Origin of the sequence: Zoogloea sp., from assembly GCF_041911615.1 — a bacterium.
In the GTDB taxonomy this organism is placed as follows: Bacteria; Pseudomonadota; Gammaproteobacteria; order Burkholderiales; family Rhodocyclaceae; genus Zoogloea.
On the sequence record NZ_JAYROR010000139.1, the window covers coordinates 1 to 18,658 of the forward strand.

The 18,658-nt window shown below is 54.4% G+C and carries 15 protein-coding genes; 11 read left to right on the forward strand and 4 right to left on the reverse strand.

Features of this window, described 5'->3' with window-relative positions; translation table 11 throughout:
* Nucleotides 1-227 precede the first annotated feature (227 nt).
* Entirely contained in the window at nt 228-623 is a 396-nt protein-coding gene (locus ACE3P2_RS18575) for an H-NS family nucleoid-associated regulatory protein (protein ID WP_374267227.1), read from the reverse strand.
* A gap of 256 nt (nt 624-879) precedes the next feature.
* Between ACE3P2_RS18575 and ACE3P2_RS18580 the strand changes: the two genes are divergently transcribed.
* From ACE3P2_RS18580 to ACE3P2_RS18630, 11 genes are all read left to right on the forward strand, one after another.
* Complete coding sequence (locus ACE3P2_RS18580; protein WP_374267229.1) at nt 880-2,970, forward strand: AAA family ATPase; 2,091 nt, start codon at nt 880-882, stop codon at nt 2,968-2,970.
* A gap of 182 nt (nt 2,971-3,152) precedes the next feature.
* Nucleotides 3,153-3,461, forward strand: a complete 309-nt coding sequence (locus tag ACE3P2_RS18585) for a hypothetical protein (RefSeq protein ID WP_374267231.1) — start codon at nt 3,153-3,155, stop codon at nt 3,459-3,461.
* 324 nt (nt 3,462-3,785) lie between these two features.
* Complete coding sequence (locus ACE3P2_RS18590; protein ID WP_374267233.1) at nt 3,786-4,004, forward strand: hypothetical protein; 219 nt, start codon at nt 3,786-3,788, stop codon at nt 4,002-4,004.
* Between the two features lie 10 nt (nt 4,005-4,014).
* Nucleotides 4,015-5,037: a site-specific integrase gene (locus ACE3P2_RS18595; protein ID WP_374267235.1), complete on the forward strand. Its 1,023-nt coding sequence runs from the start codon at nt 4,015-4,017 to the stop codon at nt 5,035-5,037.
* Between the two features lie 218 nt (nt 5,038-5,255).
* Nucleotides 5,256-5,465 (forward strand): hypothetical protein, encoded by a 210-nt coding sequence (locus tag ACE3P2_RS18600; RefSeq protein WP_374267237.1) that lies wholly within the window; start codon nt 5,256-5,258, stop codon nt 5,463-5,465.
* Entirely contained in the window at nt 5,452-8,727 is a 3,276-nt protein-coding gene (locus ACE3P2_RS18605; protein ID WP_374267239.1) for a helicase-related protein, read from the forward strand. Before ACE3P2_RS18600 ends, ACE3P2_RS18605 begins: the two co-directional genes overlap by 14 nt.
* On the forward strand, nt 8,724-9,401 hold the full coding sequence (locus ACE3P2_RS18610) for a DUF4391 domain-containing protein (RefSeq protein WP_374267241.1): 678 nt from the start codon (nt 8,724-8,726) through the stop codon (nt 9,399-9,401). Before ACE3P2_RS18605 ends, ACE3P2_RS18610 begins: the two co-directional genes overlap by 4 nt.
* 48 nt (nt 9,402-9,449) lie before the next feature.
* Complete coding sequence (locus tag ACE3P2_RS18615) at nt 9,450-9,785, forward strand: hypothetical protein (protein ID WP_374267243.1); 336 nt, start codon at nt 9,450-9,452, stop codon at nt 9,783-9,785.
* Between the two features lie 29 nt (nt 9,786-9,814).
* Entirely contained in the window at nt 9,815-11,698 is a 1,884-nt protein-coding gene (locus tag ACE3P2_RS18620; RefSeq protein ID WP_374267245.1) for a site-specific DNA-methyltransferase, read from the forward strand.
* A gap of 10 nt (nt 11,699-11,708) precedes the next feature.
* The gene (locus tag ACE3P2_RS18625) at nt 11,709-14,882 is read left to right on the forward strand and encodes a type III restriction-modification system endonuclease (protein WP_374267247.1); all 3,174 of its coding nucleotides are present in this window, start codon (nt 11,709-11,711) and stop codon (nt 14,880-14,882) included.
* Nucleotides 14,883-14,910: 28 nt separating this feature from the next.
* A complete protein-coding gene (locus ACE3P2_RS18630; protein ID WP_374267249.1) occupies nt 14,911-16,236 on the forward strand; it encodes a hypothetical protein in 1,326 nt (441 codons plus the stop codon).
* 97 nt (nt 16,237-16,333) lie between these two features.
* On the opposite strand, the gene ACE3P2_RS18635 is transcribed toward ACE3P2_RS18630, so the two are convergent.
* From ACE3P2_RS18635 to ACE3P2_RS18645, 3 genes are read right to left on the reverse strand one after another with little or no spacing between them, the layout of a single operon-like run.
* On the reverse strand, nt 16,334-16,750 hold the full coding sequence (locus ACE3P2_RS18635; protein ID WP_374267251.1) for a hypothetical protein: 417 nt from the start codon (nt 16,748-16,750) through the stop codon (nt 16,334-16,336).
* 38 nt (nt 16,751-16,788) lie between these two features.
* Nucleotides 16,789-18,240 (reverse strand): hypothetical protein, encoded by a 1,452-nt coding sequence (locus tag ACE3P2_RS18640; RefSeq protein WP_374267253.1) that lies wholly within the window; start codon nt 18,238-18,240, stop codon nt 16,789-16,791.
* On the reverse strand, nt 18,237-18,515 hold the full coding sequence (locus ACE3P2_RS18645; RefSeq protein ID WP_374267316.1) for a helix-turn-helix transcriptional regulator: 279 nt from the start codon (nt 18,513-18,515) through the stop codon (nt 18,237-18,239). Before ACE3P2_RS18645 ends, ACE3P2_RS18640 begins: the two co-directional genes overlap by 4 nt.
* Between the last annotated feature and the right edge of the window lie 143 nt (nt 18,516-18,658).

Here is an 18,658-nt window from a genome sequence, read left to right on the forward strand (position 1 = left end):
CATTGCGACGGGTGCTCGCTGCGCTGCTCGAACACCATCCGCACTGAACGCTCGCGCACTTCCGGGGCGTATTTCGTTGTCTTCTTCATGGCTCCATCTTCTCAAGAGTGGGAGCCTCCGCGAAACCCGGGGCGATTCAGAACTTTTTCCCCATCCATAACTTCCGCTCTCCGTAGCCGGAAAACCTTGGCCAGGATGGGCCCACCGCATTATTACAAAGTATTTATTTACTCTCTAATCAACCACGCATCAAGATCACCACCGTTATCCAGATAAGTTTGAATCCACGCCGGCTTGCGCCCCTTACCCGTCCACGTCAAAGATGGCTCGAGAGAGCTGCGATACTTGGGCGCCCCCTTTGCCTTTTTCTCAACAGGCCCCTTCTCTGCACGAGCCTTTCTCTTCTTAGGCTCCGCAACCGTCAAGCCTAGAATTTCAGCAATCTCGCTCTTATCGATACCGAGAGCATTCATTTTTTCAAAAATTTCATTCAGCGCAGACTTTTTGAATGCGCGCTCAGCATCCTTCAACTCAACCTCAACCTGCGCCTTTTCTGCAGTCAGTTTTGCAAGCTGCTCATCAAGCGTCGCAAGCTTAGCCTTCAGTTCATCAACTGTACTCATTAGCATTCCTTTCGTTATAGACATAACCAAGCTAACATAACGCAAAGAATACAGTCAATCGAATTGCCACGCACAGCGACTAGATACATATACGCATCATTACGGGCTAACACACGCCCATACAATACTTGACAAAAACAGTCAAGTATTGTATATTGGACACACCTGTTAAAGTCTTCCGACTCTGACTGTCTCTAGAGCGCAACGCTCACTCTCAGCCCCTCTTCTCGCTCCCCATCTCTTCTGAAAGATCACTATGAACGCAACTTTTGCGTCGGTGAGGCCCGTTCACGTCTCTGATACGGATGCTCTCGCTGCGCTTTACATTGCACGCTTGCTGCAGAAGCAAATTGTTCCTATCAGAGTATTCAACGACAGTCTCTATACAGAAGAGATTCGCGCTCTTGTTGGCATATCGCCCAGCGAAGGCAACATTCCAAAGGCCAAGGCGCTTCAATTACTGAAAGTGCAGCTGCCCCAACTCAACACCATGACGGAAAAGCGCACGCCGCGTTTACAACGCAACATCAGCATGCTCGGGAGACTGCTCAGCCTGACGGACATCGAAGAAGCGATCCTGACGTTCTTTGTGTTGGTGGACCATCATTTTGTGCTAGCAGATTTATTGTCAAGCGTAGTGATTATGGACAAAGACGCACTCGTGCGGCTCATGTCAATTGCACTCTCAATAGAGCGTGAAATAATCAATGCGCACATGCAGTCGAGTAGTACTCTGTTCGCGACAGGCTTGTTAGCGCAAGAGCTTCGTCCGGAAAGAATCGGCGTGAATATCAAGATTCCCCGAGGTATCAAAGACGCGCTGCTCAGCGAAGCAGATAGCATTGAGTCGCTGATGAAAGTTGTGCTTGAGCCAAGCCCCAAACCCACACTGCGCGCTCATGACTTCGAGCACCTGGGTGCCGAGACAGACCTCCTGCACACGTACTTGGCAGAGGGGATTCAGCAAGGCGTTACCGGAGTCAATGTGCTGATCTACGGGCCGCCTGGAACTGGCAAGACAGAATACGCCCGCTGGCTTGCCAACATGATCAAGATTCCGCTGTATCAAGTTCGTGCATGCAACGATAGCGAGGACTCGATCTCTGGCTCAGATCGCCTGTCGTACTTCCGGCTTTCACAACGTTTCCTTCAATGCAGCACGGCACTGATCTTGTTTGATGAGATTGAAGATGTGTTTCCCGATCCAGACATGGTCAATCCATCGAGTCTCGCAGCGCAAAAATGGCCGGGAAAGCTCTTCATCAACCGCCTCCTCGAGACCAACCCGGTCCCAACGATCTGGATTGCCAACGAGATAAGCCACATCGACAAAGCCTACCTGCGCCGCTTTGATTACTCGATAGAACTCGCCATCCCCCCGGTTCAAGTTCGCCGCCGCATCGCTAAACGTCACCTGCAGAAGCATCGACTACCGCCCACATTCCTTGAACACCTCGCCCAGCAAGACGAGCTGAGTGCGGCACAGATCAGCAAGCTTGCGAAGGTTCTCCACGTAGTCGGTAGCGACGACAAAACAGCACGTCACGACATCGCAGAGCAAGTCATAGAGCGCAGTATGTCTCTGCTCGCTCAGAAGCGCAGACAAGCCCGCACGGGCGCGGATACGTACTCGCTTGAGTTCTTGAACACAAGTCATGACGTCAGCGCGCTCATCCCGGCGCTACGCAGCGATCAAACCTCTTGTCGCGGCGCAATATGCTTTTACGGCCCGCCCGGCACCGGAAAGACAGTCCTGGCCCACCATCTCGCATCGGAACTCGGGATGCCGATCCACGCCAAGCGCGCATCCGACATTTTGAGCCCCTACGTTGGCGAAACCGAAGCCCGGATTGCCAAGATGTTTGCCCACGCAGCCGACACCGGCGCCCTCCTCCTGCTCGACGAGGCAGACAGCTTTCTAAGCGCACGGCAAGGCGCAAAACAGCACTGGGATGTCACGGCAGTCAACGAACTCCTTGTTCAGATGGAGCAGTTCGACGGGCTCTTCATCTGCTCGACAAACGCAATGACCTCGCTCGACAGCGCAGCGAAGCGCCGATTCGTGCTCAAGATCAAGTTTGACTACCTGAAGCCCGAGCAGCGTTGGCGCCTCTTCCTTCGTTACATCCAACAGAAACTCGGCGCATCAGAAAGCACTCGATTTCGCAGTGTCCTCGATACGCTGACGACGCTCACCCCAGGCGACTTCACGACCGTCAGCTGCGGAGCCAAACTCTTCGGAAGGAAGCAGCTTTTGCCCGAAGAGCTTCTAAATGGCTTGATAGAGGAGTGCAAACTGAAACGCGGAAACGCTGCCCAAGGTATCGGCTTCGTACCCAGCTACTAACCGCTGCCTTCAAACACGCCTTATATCCGTTTCTAAGCATTAAAACTTCAGCACTTCCTGTGCCGACGTAGTCCCTCCCTCTCCTGCAGTAACCAACCCCCGTTTTCACCTCAGATCGACAAACGCGCTTTCGCGCCTTTGTCTGCTTTCGCTCGCCTTTTGAAAAGGAGCCTCGACTCATCATGAACTTTGAATTCACAGACTCGAACCGTCCGAAGTCGCTCTTCCAACTCGGTCAAGTTGTTGCCACTCACGGCGCTCTTGATCTTCTTGATCGTAGCGCAACGAACGCTTTCGCGCTTCTGCAACGTCATCAATCGGGTGACTGGGGCGATATTCACCCAGATGATGTCACTGCAAATCGCGAAGCTGTTCAAAACGGCTTTCGCATTCTTTCTAGCTATCCGCTCGGCACTCAAGCAGAACGGCTCTGGATCATCACTGAAGCAGATCGAAGCGTAACGACGCTGCTACTGCCGTCTGAATACTGAGCACGCTCCGAACATCCGTTTGCTTGCGCTAAACGCGCAATCGTTCGATTACTGAGATGACGCTCTCCGGGGCGCAAACTCGAGAATTCGCATAAATTCGGAAGGTCATGTGTGAGATAGCGATATATCGCTTCCTCTGAGCGTCAGCCGGATTTATGCGAATTCTCGAGTTTGCGCCCCGAGATGCGTCGAACACCTCATCGAACAAATGCGCGCTGAGCGCATCAACGCTGATCACTACTTTTGCGCTAACTAGCGATAACAGTCATTAGCAAAGTGACTTGCAAGTACTGAGTTCGCTCATCAGCGCATTGAAAGAACACAATGAAAGACAACGAATTTTTTGACGCAAAACCACTAACAAACGCGATCGTTGAGTTCTCAAGAAAAGACGGCAACGCGTTTCTGATTCTTGGCCTCGTGCGTCGCGCAATCTTGCAAAGTGATAGACCCGAGCTTGCTGCTCAGTTTATCAAAGAAGCAACAGCGTACGATTACGACCACCTGCTGATGAGCTGCGCGAAGTACGTAACGATTGAATAGAGCGTGAAACATGAAAACACGTAACAACAATAGTAGCACTCGGCGCGAAGCGCACATTGAACAGGACGACGTATTTTCAAACAACGCACTGCTTGCGCTGATGGCAGACGACGAGCTTGATGCTGAGATACGACAATACTTAACCTCTGCGTTTTCAGACAACACAAAGCGGGCGTATCGCGCGGATTTAGCGCACTTCGAGGCATGGGGTGGCACAATACCCGCTTCACCAGCAATGATTGCACGCTATATCGCAGATCACGCACGAGAGCTCTCAAACTCAACGCTTTCCAGACGACTCGTAGCAATCGGACACGCACACACGGCACAGGGCCATTCCAACCCCACAGATGCGTTGCTTGTACGCGCTACGCTCAAGGGCATCCGGCGCACGGTTGGAACTGCTGTTAAACAGGCTGCGGCGCTCAAGTACGAAGACCTACTCAAAATGGTGCGAAAACTGCGTGGGCTACGCGGCAAGCGGGATGCAGCACTGCTGTTGTTCGGCTTTGCTTCTGCAATGCGGCGCTCGGAACTCGTCGCGCTCAACGTTGAGGATCTGCAATTCTGCGAGCAAGGCGTCATCGCAAACATCAGGCGCAGCAAAACGGATCAAGATCAGCGCGGGCGACTCGTCGCGATACCACGTATGAAGGCCGACGCGAACCGGCGGAGAACTCGGTACTGCCCGGTGCAGCATCTCGAGAACTGGTTGAAGGCTGCGGGTATCACCTCCGGCGCGCTCTTCCGGTCAGTGAACCGCTTCGACCACGTCATGCCCAGTCGGCTTAGCGGCCAGTCCGTATCGCTCATCATCAAGCAACGAGCCACCGAGGCCGGCATTGACGCGTCCCGGCTGTCAGGGCATAGCCTGCGGGCTGGGTTCGTCACCGCTGCGGCGCAAAGCGGCGCGCCGACAACTCGGATCAGGGCTCAAACTGGGCACGCGTCAGACTCGATGCTGCAGCGGTACATCAGGGACGCAGAGCTGTTCAGCAACAATGCGAATGCGGACCTTTGGCAAGGGCGTTGAAGGCCAAGGCCACCGAAACCAGTTGAGTCGCTAAGTACAAATCATACCCTTAGCATGCCATTAAGCTTTCCGTGTGCGCTACTATCGGCGTTCGCTCGGGCATCTTGAAAGACATCAGGACCAACAGCGGCTTCCTGCAGACTAGATTGCGCAACACACCTCCTAATCTGTGAAATGCAGTACATTTACAGTACAAAAGTTGGTGGGGGCAAGCAGCTATGAGGCAACTGAAGGTGGAGACGTTGTCCATTCGTACTTCTGCAAACATCAAACAGCTTCTGAAGCTGGCGGCGGCCAAAGAACACCGATCAGTCGCATCAATGATCGAGGTGCTCGTCTTGGCCTACGCGCAAGAGCACGGGTTGAAGGTTCCGGCAGAAGCTGAACGCAACATCGAGAAGCCGGAAGACACGCATGGAACTGATTGACAACATCACCCGCCTGCTTGGTGACGATCTCAAGACGACACTGAAGCCCAAGGCACGACTCAAGATCGCCGCTTCGTGCTTCTCGATGTACGCCTTCGAGGCCTTGAAGGCCGAGTTGGAGAAGATCGACGAACTCAGCTTCATCTTCACCTCTCCCACCTTCACGGCCAGCGAGGTCACCGACAAGATTCGCAAAGAGCGCAAGGAATTCCACATCCCCAAGCTCGACCGCGAGCGGAGCCTGTACGGCAGCGAGTTCGAGATTCAGCTGCGCAACAAGCTGACCCAGCGTGCCATCGCCAAGGAATGCGCCGACTGGATGCGCCGCAAGGCGCGGTTCAAGAGCAACCGCACCAAGGCACCCATGCAGCCTTTTGCCGTGGTCCAGGCCAACGGCGCAGACACCGCCTACATGCCGCTCCACGGCTTTACGGCAGTGGACTTGGGCTACCAGCAAGGCAACGCGGTGTCCAACCTCGTCAACAAGATGGACGAGCCCGCCTTCGCCGCCACCTACCTCAGCTTGTTCGACCAGATTTGGAACGATCCCGAGAAGCTGGAGGACGTGACCACGCAAATTTGCGAACACATCGCCTCGGTGTACCAGGAGAACTCGCCCGAGAGCATCTACTTCCTGATGCTCTACAACATCTTCAACGAGTTCCTGGACGAGATCGACGAGGACGTACTCCCCAACGACCGCACCGGCTACCAAGACACGCTGATCTGGAAGAAGCTCTTCAACTACCAGCGAGACGCAGCCACCGGCATCATCAACAAGCTGGAAACCTACAGCGGCTGCATCCTGGCCGACAGCGTGGGCCTGGGCAAGACCTTCACGGCGCTGGCCGTGGTCAAGTACTACGAGCTGCGGAACAAGTCCGTCCTGGTGTTATGCCCCAAGAAGCTGGCCGACAACTGGCTCAACTACAACCGCAACCTCAAGACCAACATCTTCGCCAAGGACCGTTTCAACTACGACGTCCTTTGCCACACAGACCTCAGCCGCACCAGCGGCGAATCCTTCGGCACGCCGCTGAACCGGATCAACTGGGGCAACTATGACCTCGTGGTCATCGACGAATCCCACAACTTCCGCAACAACGACGCCTACAAGGACAAGGAGACGCGTTACCAAAAGCTGATGAACAAGGTCATCAAGGAAGGCGTGAAGACCAAGGTGCTGATGCTGTCAGCCACCCCGGTCAACAACCGCTTTGCCGACCTGCGCAATCAGCTGGCGCTGGCCTACGAGGGTGACTCTGAAATCCTCAGCAAGAAGCTCAAGACGGGCAAGAGCGTCGAAGAAATCTTCCGAGGTGCGCAGACCGCGTTCAACAACTGGGCCAAGCTGCCCCCCGAGGAGCGCACCGCACGCGCCATCCTCGACTCGCTGGACTTCGACTTCTTCGAGTTGCTGGACAGCGTGACCATTGCACGCTCGCGCAAACACATCCAGACCTTCTACGACACCAAGGACATCGGCCAATTCCCCGAGCGCCGCAAACCCTTGTCGTATCACAGCCCGCTGACCGCACGCACGGACGTGATGGGCTTCAACGACATCTTTGCCCAGCTGTCCTTGCTGAAGCTATCGGTGTACGCACCGGTCAGCTACATCCTGCCCAGCCGGCTCAAGAAGTACGAAGAGGCCTACGACACCAAGGTGGGCGGCAAAGGCACCCTCAAGCAAGCCGACCGCGAGAAGAGCCTCCAGGCCCTGATGACGGTGAACCTGCTCAAGCGGCTGGAAAGCTCGGTCGAATCGTTCCGGCTGACTTTGAACGCCTTGCGCCGCAATCACCAAGGCACCCTGGCGAAGATTGCCACCTTCAACCAGTCGGGCGCGTCGGCCAGCGTGGGTGATCTGACCGAAGTGCTGGCGAACCTTGAAGGCGACGACGACGAACTTCCGATCCTCGACGATGAATCCGGCGAGATCGGTGGCAAGGTCAAGATCAGCCTCGGCGACATGGACCTGCCGTCGTGGGAGCGCGACCTGAAGGGCGACCTCGAACTCATCGACACGCTGCTGGCCTCGATGAACAAGATCACACCAGAGTGCGACGCCAAGCTCCAACACCTCAAGGCGCATGTGCTGGAGAAGATCGCTAACCCAATCAACCCTGGCAACAAGAAGGTGCTGATCTTCACCGCCTTTGCAGACACGGCCGACTACCTCTATGCCAACCTCGCCCCCGTGTTGCAAGAAGCCCATGGTCTGCACACCGCCAAAGTGACCGGCAAGGGCGCGCCGAAGTCCACGCTCAAGAAGGGCTACGACTTCCAGGAGTTGCTGACGCTGTTCTCCCCGCGCTCCAAGGAGAAAGCCGTTGTGCTACCAGGCGAGCCCGCCGAGGTCGATTTGCTGATCGGTACGGACTGCATCTCTGAAGGCCAAAACCTTCAGGACTGCGACTACCTCATCAACTACGACATCCATTGGAACCCCGTCCGCATCATCCAGCGGTTTGGCCGCGTGGACCGCATCGGTTCGCCCAACACCAGCATCCAGCTGGTCAATTACTGGCCCGACATCACCCTCGACGAGTACATCAATCTCAAGGACCGGGTGGAGAGCCGCATGATGATTGCGGACGTGACCGCCACCGGCGACGACAACGTGCTGTCCGCGCAAGCCAACGACGTGTCGTACCGCAAGGAGCAGCTGCGCCGCCTGCAAGATGAAGTCATCGAGCTGGAAGACCTGAAGACCGGCGTATCCATCACCGACCTCGGCCTCAACGACTTCCGCATGGACTTGCTCAACTACGTCAAGGAGCATGGCGAACTGAACAACGTGCCCAACGGCATGCATGCCGTGGTGCCCGCCAAGCCCACCATGGGCTTGCACCCCGGCGTCATCTTCACGCTGCGCAACCTCAACACGGGCGTCAACGTCAACCAGCACAACCGGCTGCACCCCTACTACCTCGTCTACATCGACCGGGCTGGCCATGTGGTGCACGACCACACCGAGGTCAAGCGGCTGCTGGACTTGGCTCGCACCTGCTGCAAGGGCCAAGACAAGCCCATTCCGCAAGCGACCCAGCTTTTCAATGAAGAGACGGCCGAGGGCCGACAGATGCAGGTGTACTCCGACCTGCTGGGCAAGGCCATCCGCTCCATGATCGAGGTGAAGGAAGAGAAGGACCTGGACAGCCTGTTCACCGGCGGCAAGACCACGGCGCTGACCAACACCATCTCCGGCCTAGACGACTTCGAACTCATCACCTTCCTGGTGATCCAGGAGGCGGAATGAGCGCCTTGTTCGCCTACCCCAAGCAAGCGGAGTTTGGCCGCGTACTGCCCAAGAACAAGATTTACGAGCACAGCGGCGCCAACACCCGCTTGAAAGACTTGTTTGTGGAGCAGGTGGAGCAGATAGTCTGGCGCTACAAGCTGGCACCAGAGACGATCAACCTAGCCGCAAAGCCGGATGTGCCGGAGATTCAAGTCTTCGCGATCCAACTGAAGACGGCAGAACTTCACCGAGAGGTACTGCGGTGCATCGACGGCGCAGTGCAATTCCCGATCATCTTTGAACTGACTCGGGGCCAAGGGGCCGAGGCCAGCATACAGGTGGTGGCCGCTTACAAGCGGCCCAGCGAAACCGATGCGGCAAGCTGGGTCTGCTCCGATTACTTTGAGTCAGGGTGGATGCCCGCAACGTCCGAGCGCGCAAGGCTGCCGCTGGCCCTCGACCTCGGCGGGCTCTATGAGCAAATGCTGCAACGGCTAATGCCAATCGCGGCCAGAACGCATGAGCCCTTACGCGACTTGATAGTCCGGGCTGAACAAGTGATGGCGAAGAAGCGAGAGATATCTAAGACGGAAGCTCGTCTTAACAAGGAGAAGCAGTTCAATCGCAAAGTGGAAATCAACGCGGAATTGCGCGCACTCCAAAACCTAGTCAAAGCACTTACAACCAACTGAGCAAATAACCGGCTCCCCATCAATCCAAGAAATCAATCGGAGGTCTCAATGAATATCAGTTTCTTTCCCGCAAACGTGACAGGCGCTTATTTGGAAGCAGAGGTGCATCCAAACGGAATTGAACAATTCGATGCCGATTACCTTCAGATTACTGGGGAAATGCCAGTGATCGGTCGTGGCTATCAGCGGCAACCAAACAAGTGGGGGACAGAGTGCCGCATTTACTTCAACTGCAACGGGGATCTCAATGATGAATTTGCGATGCTCGGTATCGACGTAGAGGAAGGCTCACGCCCTTACAAGCAAGAATGGCGATTTCGCGTGAACAACAATGAATTTTTCTGGGCATTGGTTCGAGCTGGCTACAGGCTCGGAAAAAACTAAAGAGTCAACTACATAAGTAAGCCGCGCCCATGAACCCCTTAAAAATGCACTCGCCGGATCTGGTTGAAAAAAACATTTCCCATCTTCGAGAACTATTCCCTCATTGTGTGACAGAGGGACGCGACGATGCCGGCAACCTAAGGCTGTCCGTTGACTTCGAGCAACTACAGCAAGAACTCTCCCCTGTATTGCTGGACGGGACACAGGAAAGATACCAACTAAATTGGCCCGGTAAGCGCGAGGCTGTTTTGACAGCGAATGCGCCCATCGCAAAAACATTGCGACCCATCCGAGAGCAAAGCGTTGAGTTCGACACTACGAAAAACTTGTTCATCGAGGGTGACAACCTAGATGCACTGAAAATGCTGCAGGAGACATATCTTGGACGGATAAAGATGATTTACATCGATCCGCCCTACAACACAGGCAGCGATTTCATTTATGAAGACGATTTTGCCCAAGAGACAGAAGAGTACCTGCGCGCATCTAACCAAAAGGACAACAGCGGTAATAAGCTGAGCGCAAACACTTCTGCGAATGGCCGCTTTCATTCAGATTGGCTGAGCATGATGCTGCCACGACTTCGGTTGGCAAGACATCTCCTGCGTGAAGATGGGGTCATCTTCATCTCTATCGACGATTCTGAGGCAGCAAATCTTAAGGTTCTTTGTGATGAGATTTTCGGGGCCCAAAACTTTTACTGCGTCTTTGTCTGGAAGCGCCGAAGTGGTGCAATGGACTCCGTGGATAACACCAGCGTAGATCACGAATATGTACTTTGCTACGGCAAAAATAAGGACCGGCTTGCAGGTATTGGCCGAACCTATGCTGGGTACACGAACCCGGACAATGATCCTCGCGGCCCTTGGAAAGCAGACAACCTGAGCGCGGGCAAGGCGGGTGGCGATGTCTACTACCCCATTAAAGACCCGAACACGGGAAACGAATTTCTACCGCCTCAGGGCCGCTATTGGCCTTACAGCAGAAAGACCATGGCAGAAAAGATATCCGAGGGCAGAGTCATCTTCCCTGCGGATGCATCTGGCCGACCTATGCTAAAGCGTTTCAAGAATGAGGCGAAATTCGACACGGTGCCGGTTTCAACTTGGATGGTTTCTAAAGCGGATGACAAAGTATCGAATTCACTGATCGCACCACCCAACACCCAGGCCACGCGAGAACTTCAGGACATATTTGACGCAAAGCTATTTCCGCACCCGAAGTCCACGCAGCTGATTGAATCGTTGGCCTCTCAGTGTCTTTCAGGCGATGAGGATATAGTCCTCGACTTTTTCTCAGGCTCTGGCACAACCGCACACGCGGTGTTTGCTCGAAATGCCGCGTGCGGCACGAACACAAGATTCATTCTTGTTCAGCTGCCCGAGCCTTGCCCACCAGAAAGTCCCGCAGCGGCCGCAGGATTTGCCTACATCTCAGATATAGCAAAAGAACGAATTCGACGTGCCGGCAATACATTCAGAAGCTCCAATACGAAGATTGACATCGGATTTCGCTGCCTAAAGATCGACACTTCGAATATGGCGGATGTGTATTACGCGCCAGACGCACATGAAAAGTTAAATCTAGACATGTTCGTTGACAACATCAAGCCCGATCGCTCGCCAGAAGACCTGCTGTTCCAAGTGATGCTCGATTGGGGCGTTGACCTTGCGCTGCCTATCGCCAAGCAAGCCATCCAGGGCAAAGACGTGTTCCTGGTGGACGGCAATGCACTGGCAGCTTGCTTCGATGCGCACGGCGACGTCGATGAGGAATTCGTGAAAGAGCTGGCCAAGGTGCAGCCGCTGCGCGTTGTGTTCCGCGACGCGGGCTTCAAGGACAGTTCGGTCAAGATCAACGTGGAGCAAATCTTCAAGCTGCTATCGCCCGCCACCGAAGTGAAGTGCATCTGAAGGGCCGACGATGAAACTCAAGTTCAAGACCCAGGCCTACCAGTCTGCGGCGGTGCAAGCCGTGGTGGACTGTTTCAAGGGCCAGCCGCCCGCATCCGCAGAGACCATCACCTATCGCATCGACCCCGGCCAAGCCAAGAAGGGTACGGAAGACCTGTTCTCCGACTCCGGCTTCAAGAACGCAGACCTGGCGCTGACCGACCTTGCTCTGCTGGACAACATCCAGCAGGTGCAACGCGGGCAGAACCTGCCCATGTCTGGCGCACTCGACGACTTCTTTACTGTCAACAGCAATCGCGAGCGAGTGCCAGCAACGAAGCAATACAAAGACATCGCGAAGGCCATTTCAAAGGTCCATCTTGATGTTGAGATGGAAACCGGGACGGGCAAAACCTATTGCTACATCAAGACGATCTTCGAGCTAAACCGCTGCTATGGCTGGAGCAAGTTCATCATCGTCGTGCCCAGCATTGCCATCCGTGAGGGCGTGGCCAAGTCGCTGGAGATCACCGCCGATCACTTCCTGGAGACCTACCAGAAGAAGGCGCGCTTCTTCATCTACAACTCCAAGCAGCTGCACCACCTGGAGAGCTTTTCTTCGGATGCGGGCATCAATGTCATGATAATTAATGCGCAGGCTTTCAATGCGCAGAAAAACCTGAAGGCCAACGCAAGCGATGAGGCACGACGCATTTACTCAGTGCTAGATGACTTTCAGTCTCGACGCCCGATTGATGTCATTAAAGCCAACCGCCCCATCGTCATATTGGATGAACCTCAGAAACTAGGCGGGGACAAGACGCTGGAAGCTCTGGTTGAATTCAATGCCTTGATGGTGCTGCGCTATTCAGCCACGCACAAGACAACGCACAACAAGATTCACCGCCTGGATGCGCTGGACGCCTACAACCAGAAGCTGGTGAAGAAGATCGCCGTGCGCGGCATCGCGGTGAAGGGTCTGGCGGGCACCGCAGGCTACCTGTACCTGCAATCCATCGAGATTTCGAGCAAGAAGCCGCCCGAGGCCCGTGTCGAGTTCGAGCAGAAGCTGAAGGACGGTGAACCCAAGCGCATCGTCCGGAAGCTAAAGAAGGGGGACAACCTATATGAGCTGTCCAACGGGTTGGAGCAGTACCGCGTGGGCTTCGTGGTGTCGGACATCAATGCCAACACCGACACCCTGAGCTTCACCAACGGGCTGCAGTTGACGGTGGGAGATGCCACCGGCGACGTGACCGAGGCCGCACTGCGCCGCATCCAGATTCGCGAGGCCATCAAGGCCCACTTCGACAAAGAGCAGGCCCTGTTCCAGCAGGGCGTGAAGGTCCTGACGCTGTACTTCATCGACGAGGTGGCCAAGTACCGCGACTATTCCCAGCCCGACGAAAAAGGCGAGTACGCCCGCATCTTCGAAGAGGAATACAACCTGTATCTCAACGAGATGCTGGACCTGGACGAAACGCCCTACGTCAATTACCTCAAGGGCATCACCGCCGAGCAGACCCACAGCGGCTACTTCTCCATCGACAAGAAGACGAAGAAGCTGGCCGATCCGACCGTGGCGGCACGAGGGGAGAACGCAGGCCTCTCTGACGATGTGGATGCCTATGACCTCATCCTGAAGGACAAGGAAACGCTTCTCTCGTACCCCTCGCCCAGCGACAGCCCAGAACTGCACGCAAAGAAGTCCGTGCGCTTCATCTTCTCGCACTCGGCCCTGCGCGAAGGCTGGGACAATCCGAACGTGTTCGTGATCTGCGCGCTCAAGCACAGCGACAACACGATCTCCCGCCGTCAAGAAGTCGGCCGGGGCCTGCGCCTGTCCGTCAACCAGCACGGCGACCGCATGGACCACCCGGCCATCGTCCACGACGTGAACGTGCTCACCGTGGTGGCCAGCGAGAGCTACAAGGACTTTGTCGCGGCGCTGCAGAAGGACATCAGCGACTCGCTGTCTGCCCGTCCGAAGGTGGCCGATGAAACCTTCTTCACTGGCAAGGTGTTGAAGACGGCCACCGGCGACGTGGAAGTCACACCGCAGCTAGCCAAGCAAATCTACAAGTACCTGCTCAAGAACGACTACACCGATGATGCCGACCGCATCACCGGCACCTATCACGATGCGAAAAAGGCTGAGACACTGGCCGAACTGCCGCCTGAACTGAAACCCTATGCGGCCCAGGTCTATCAGTTGATCGACAGCGTGTTCAGTGCCAGCCAGTTGCCAGAAATCGGCGACGACCGCCGCCCCAAGAAGAACCCGCTCAACGCCAACTTCGACAAGCAAGAGTTCAAGGCCCTATGGAGCCGCATCAACCGCAAAGCGGCTTACAGCGTCAGCTTCGAAGAGGCAGAGCTGGTCCAGAAGGCCGTGGCCGTGCTGAACGACAAAGACGCGGGCCTTCGCGTCACCCCTTTACAGTACACGATCCAGCGCGGCGAGCAGGCCGAGGCCGTCACCTACGACGGCATCAGGTCTGGCGAATCGTTCAAGCTCAAGGCCACGGAAACCGAGGTCAACCGGTTGTCGGTGCACTCAGCCGTGAAGTACGACCTGATCGGCAAGCTGGCCGAAGGCACGCAGCTCACCCGCCGCACGATTGCTGAAATTTTGAAGGGCATGAACGTCGCCGTCTTCGCGAAGTTCAAGACCAACCCCGAGAGCTTCATCGCTGAGGCCATCCGCTTGATTAACGAGCAGAAAGCCACGGTCATCATCGAGCACTTGGCCTATGACCCGGTGGAAGACAAGTTCGACCTCGACATCTTCACAGCGGGCCTGACCAAGCAGGACTTCAGCAAGGCTGGCGACAAGCTGCAACGGCACATCTACGACTACGTTCTGACCGACTCCAACATCGAACGCCAGTTCGTGAAGGAGCTGGACACCAGCAGCGAAGTCGTGGTTTACGCCAAGCTCCCCCGTGGCTTCCTGATTCCCACACCAGTTGGCGACTACAACCCCGACTGGGCCATCTCATTCAAGGAAGGCACGGTCAAACACGTCTACTTCGTAGCAGAGACAAAGGGCTCGATGTCCAGCATGGAACTGCGTGAGATCGAGAAAACCAAGATCAAGTGCGCCCGCAAGTTCTTCGACGACATCAATCAGAAGTTCGCCCCGGAACAGGTCAGGTACGACGTGGTGGACAGCTTCGGCAAGTTGATGGAGTTGGTGAAGTAACTAGAACATCAAATTTCAGGGAAAAAAAATGACAAAACACCTTCTGATCTTGGGCGCTGGCGTTGACCGAACGACCGGTATTGACTTTCCACTGGCCAACACCTTGTTGGCCGACGTGACCCGGTATCTCGATGGACCCGGCAAGGACGTGGAGACGGCGCTGCGCGACATGCTCCCAGGACTGCGATTCAACTTCAACAGCATGATCGCCCGCGCTGTGGACAAGATCGCCACCAGGGAGCCCCATGAACAGAAGGCTATGGTTCAGCGGGTGCAGGACGCCATTGCGCATCTTGGAGCCGACCAGGAAGGCATCCGCAAGCATGGCGAACTCATCATCCGCCTGTTCAATAAATTGGCCACCATCGCAGAAGAGAGCCAACTTGACGCGGACACAGAGGCCTTGATCCGCGAGGTGTTCCCGAAGGATGCCGACGAACTGATCGACAGCGACTCGATCCTCGACATTCACAAGCTCTCGCTGTCCGACACCTTCAAGACGGTGTTGAAGAGAACCTTGAAGCTGGGACTCAGCTCCGAGCGCCACGAGGTTGCTGCTGCGCTGGGCGCAGACATGCTCAACATCGAAACGCTGCTGATCGAGAAGTTCTTGGGCTTCTACAACGACAAGCCTGCCGACATCAAGAACTACCTGTACATCGCTTGGGCATTGTGGGCGTACCTTGTCGCGAAGCAGAAGGAGGTTCTCGAAGCGCATGCCGAAACGCCATTGCCGTTCTACGGTAACGTGCCCGACGACCTCCGTGCGATCACTCTGAACTACACCGCGTTCCTGGAGCAGAGCCTTGGTACCACGAAAACCATCTACTTTCACGGCGGCCTGAGCGACTACGTTCGCATGGACACACGCGATCTGCTCCCGGTTGACGACATCCTCAATTGCGACCCCGCGAAGTTTATTCGAGACGTCGTGACTCCGAACGTGGATGTCAGCGCCGAAGACATCCGGCAGCAGCGACATGTGATTCCCGCTTTAGTGCCGCCACTCCGGCTCAAGCCGATTCTGTCCCACAAGTACATAGAGCTCTGGAGCCAAGCATCCGACTGGGTCAAACAAGCGGAACACGTTGTAGTCGTGGGATATTCATTCAACAATGCCGACGAACACTTCAACGACATTTTGCGATGCCACCCCGGCCGACGCATCGATATCGTCGTTCCTGAAGCAACAACACAGCGATTCGTTGAAAGAATGGAAAAAGTCTTTGGCACCGCAACAAATCAATACAGCAGAATCAAAGTCGGTGACTTCAGTGCATTGAAGGCAAAAAATATTCGACTAATCGCCGCAAAAGCAGGAGATATCAATATATCGGAGCTATTTAAAAACTAGAAGCAACAGCCCATATATATAACTATCGATAAAGTTCGTTATCCCAAATCAGCATAACTGATAACATGCCATCGACCGACACCTCTCTTAATGACAATTAAAACTGTTCGTCCGTACACGCATAGTCTTTGCTGACCGAACCGGACGTGCAGAACACCTTAATCGAATCAAGTAAAGATCGCAGCACCTTCACTGCGACAACTTGGTCGCGTGTATATCGTCCCTGCGCCATCAGCGTTCCTGTTGTATAGAAACTCAAAACAATGCCGCAGGCCAACTTTATCTGCCACCCTGACGATATTTCTCTAGCCAAACATACTCTTAGGCCAATCTCAGACAAGAACTTTGTCCACAAAGCCACTGAGCGTTCTACATTCCCAAAGTCAAAAACAAGCCCCTGAACCCCATCGCAACCTAGTCGGCCGATCAACCCGCCTAGATCTGGCTCTAAATTGCTTCTTTGAGAAGCCCTATGCGCCGTCACCTCGACAACATTCCAAACAATCTTCACCATAACCTACTCTCTAAGAAGACAACGCAGGCCGCATCACACTAAAAAGCATCAGCCGGGAACAGGCTTGTTCGCTGCAACTGATCAAGGACCTGCCGCCATACCTCATCGGGCTTCCACCACAAAAAGGGGGTTTCCTTCAGCAGATTTCGATATCGAGACCTTCTTTGCCGATCCTTGATCAACTGCAACATTCCATCTGCACCGTACTTCTCCACTGAAGTCAAAAAGAAAAACAAATCACAGCTATCCCTACCTGAGCGGACATCAAAACTCCCAATAGCCAACGGAGCAAACGGATTTTTCAGTCTCTTGAAATCCGATACAGTTAAGCAACGACCGCGCTCCCTCTCTCTAAACCTAATCTCTACACGCCGCACTCCACTCATCGATTCATCGAACTTAGTATTCCACCGCTCAACCCCCTTATCGTAAATAATCACCTGATAGTCACTAAGACTTGACCCAAAGCAAAGAGTCTCAACCTCCCACGATTGAAAGTCTGCACCTCCACGTCGAATCCAAGTGGTCATATCCCTTGCTCGATTCGTAACAAAAAGCAATTTATTAGCCGAATTCAGAATATCAACAGTTGCATCAAAGCGTGTGATGCTTGCATTTGAGATTGCTTCTTTGTACTGCCCACCAAACGCAGACTCTAAAATCAAATGAACAATTTCGGAGTACTCCGTACGTAATGACCTTCCCGTGAACTCGACTCGGAAGAGGCCGGCACGTTTTCTCCGGGGCCCGCACTCAATCAGAAGTAGCAGCTCTGCCTCTTCCTTCAGCCGGACCTCAAATCGCTCTTTATAAGTGGCCGGATATCCTGAATACTTCTTTACAATTTTCGCTGCACCACCAGCTACGCTCCCGCCATCCGTTGCGAATTCTTGAAGTGTGGCCTTTTCCCCCTTGGACGGATTGAAGGTTATGGTCAGTCGATCACAGAATGCAGGCGAAAGATAAGTTGGGCTCAAGGCGGTTGCTACACATTCGTGCTCAAGATCAGAGCCTGTAGGTACAAAGAGACTATGGCTCTCAATCACAGGCCTCTGGCTCTTGCTTTGGTGGAGAGGTGTTACGTTTACGTGCTTGTTAGACGCCCTCGTATCCGCCCCTCCAGCCTTCGGGCGCAGGCAGCTATCTTGCGCACTTCTTGAAGCAGGTTTCTGCTGATCCGAACGTCGATTCTCGATGTACGCAGGAGATGTTACGTTTGCACTTTTGTTCAGGCTGCTAGACCTGCTGAGCAGATCGCGACGCTCTTGAGTTCTGCCTACAATGGGGCGCATGGATCGATCGTCAAACTCACCTGGTCTCATGATTTTTACAGGTCGGCCTACAGGGCGAGCAGGCTTTGATTTGGGGGCGAAGTAACTAGGAATATTTTTCATATCGGCTTTAAAGTCACGCAACAGAGGTCTAGAGGCATGAGGCTTGCATTTGATTAAGAATGAACTGATCTTGAAAGCAAGAAGGACTACTTTCAACCTTCTCTCAGTGACCTCAGGCGCTCTCTTAGATCTCCTACACGCCATCTTGTAGTGCGTGCTCCAAGTCTTATAGGTGCTGGCAATCGCCCATCTTTGCACCACCGCCATACCGTTGCCACCGAACACGAGAAAAGGTGACAAACATAACGTTTGTCAACGAGCACATCATCAGACAATTTCTCAAACACTTGATACCGATAGAGGTTGTTCAAATAGACCTCTTCTGCTTCGCACCTCTTCACCATGGGAACCTCAACACACCTTACAGGCATCCCATCTTCTTCATTTTGCCAACCACTGCAATCAATCGACTTCACATCATCCTCCTACATCGCTCCAAAGATTCGAGATGAAGTCTACCTACCTCGAAGGCACTCGATAAAGCCCCAAAGTTTTCAGCTCATAGTTTGGGGGT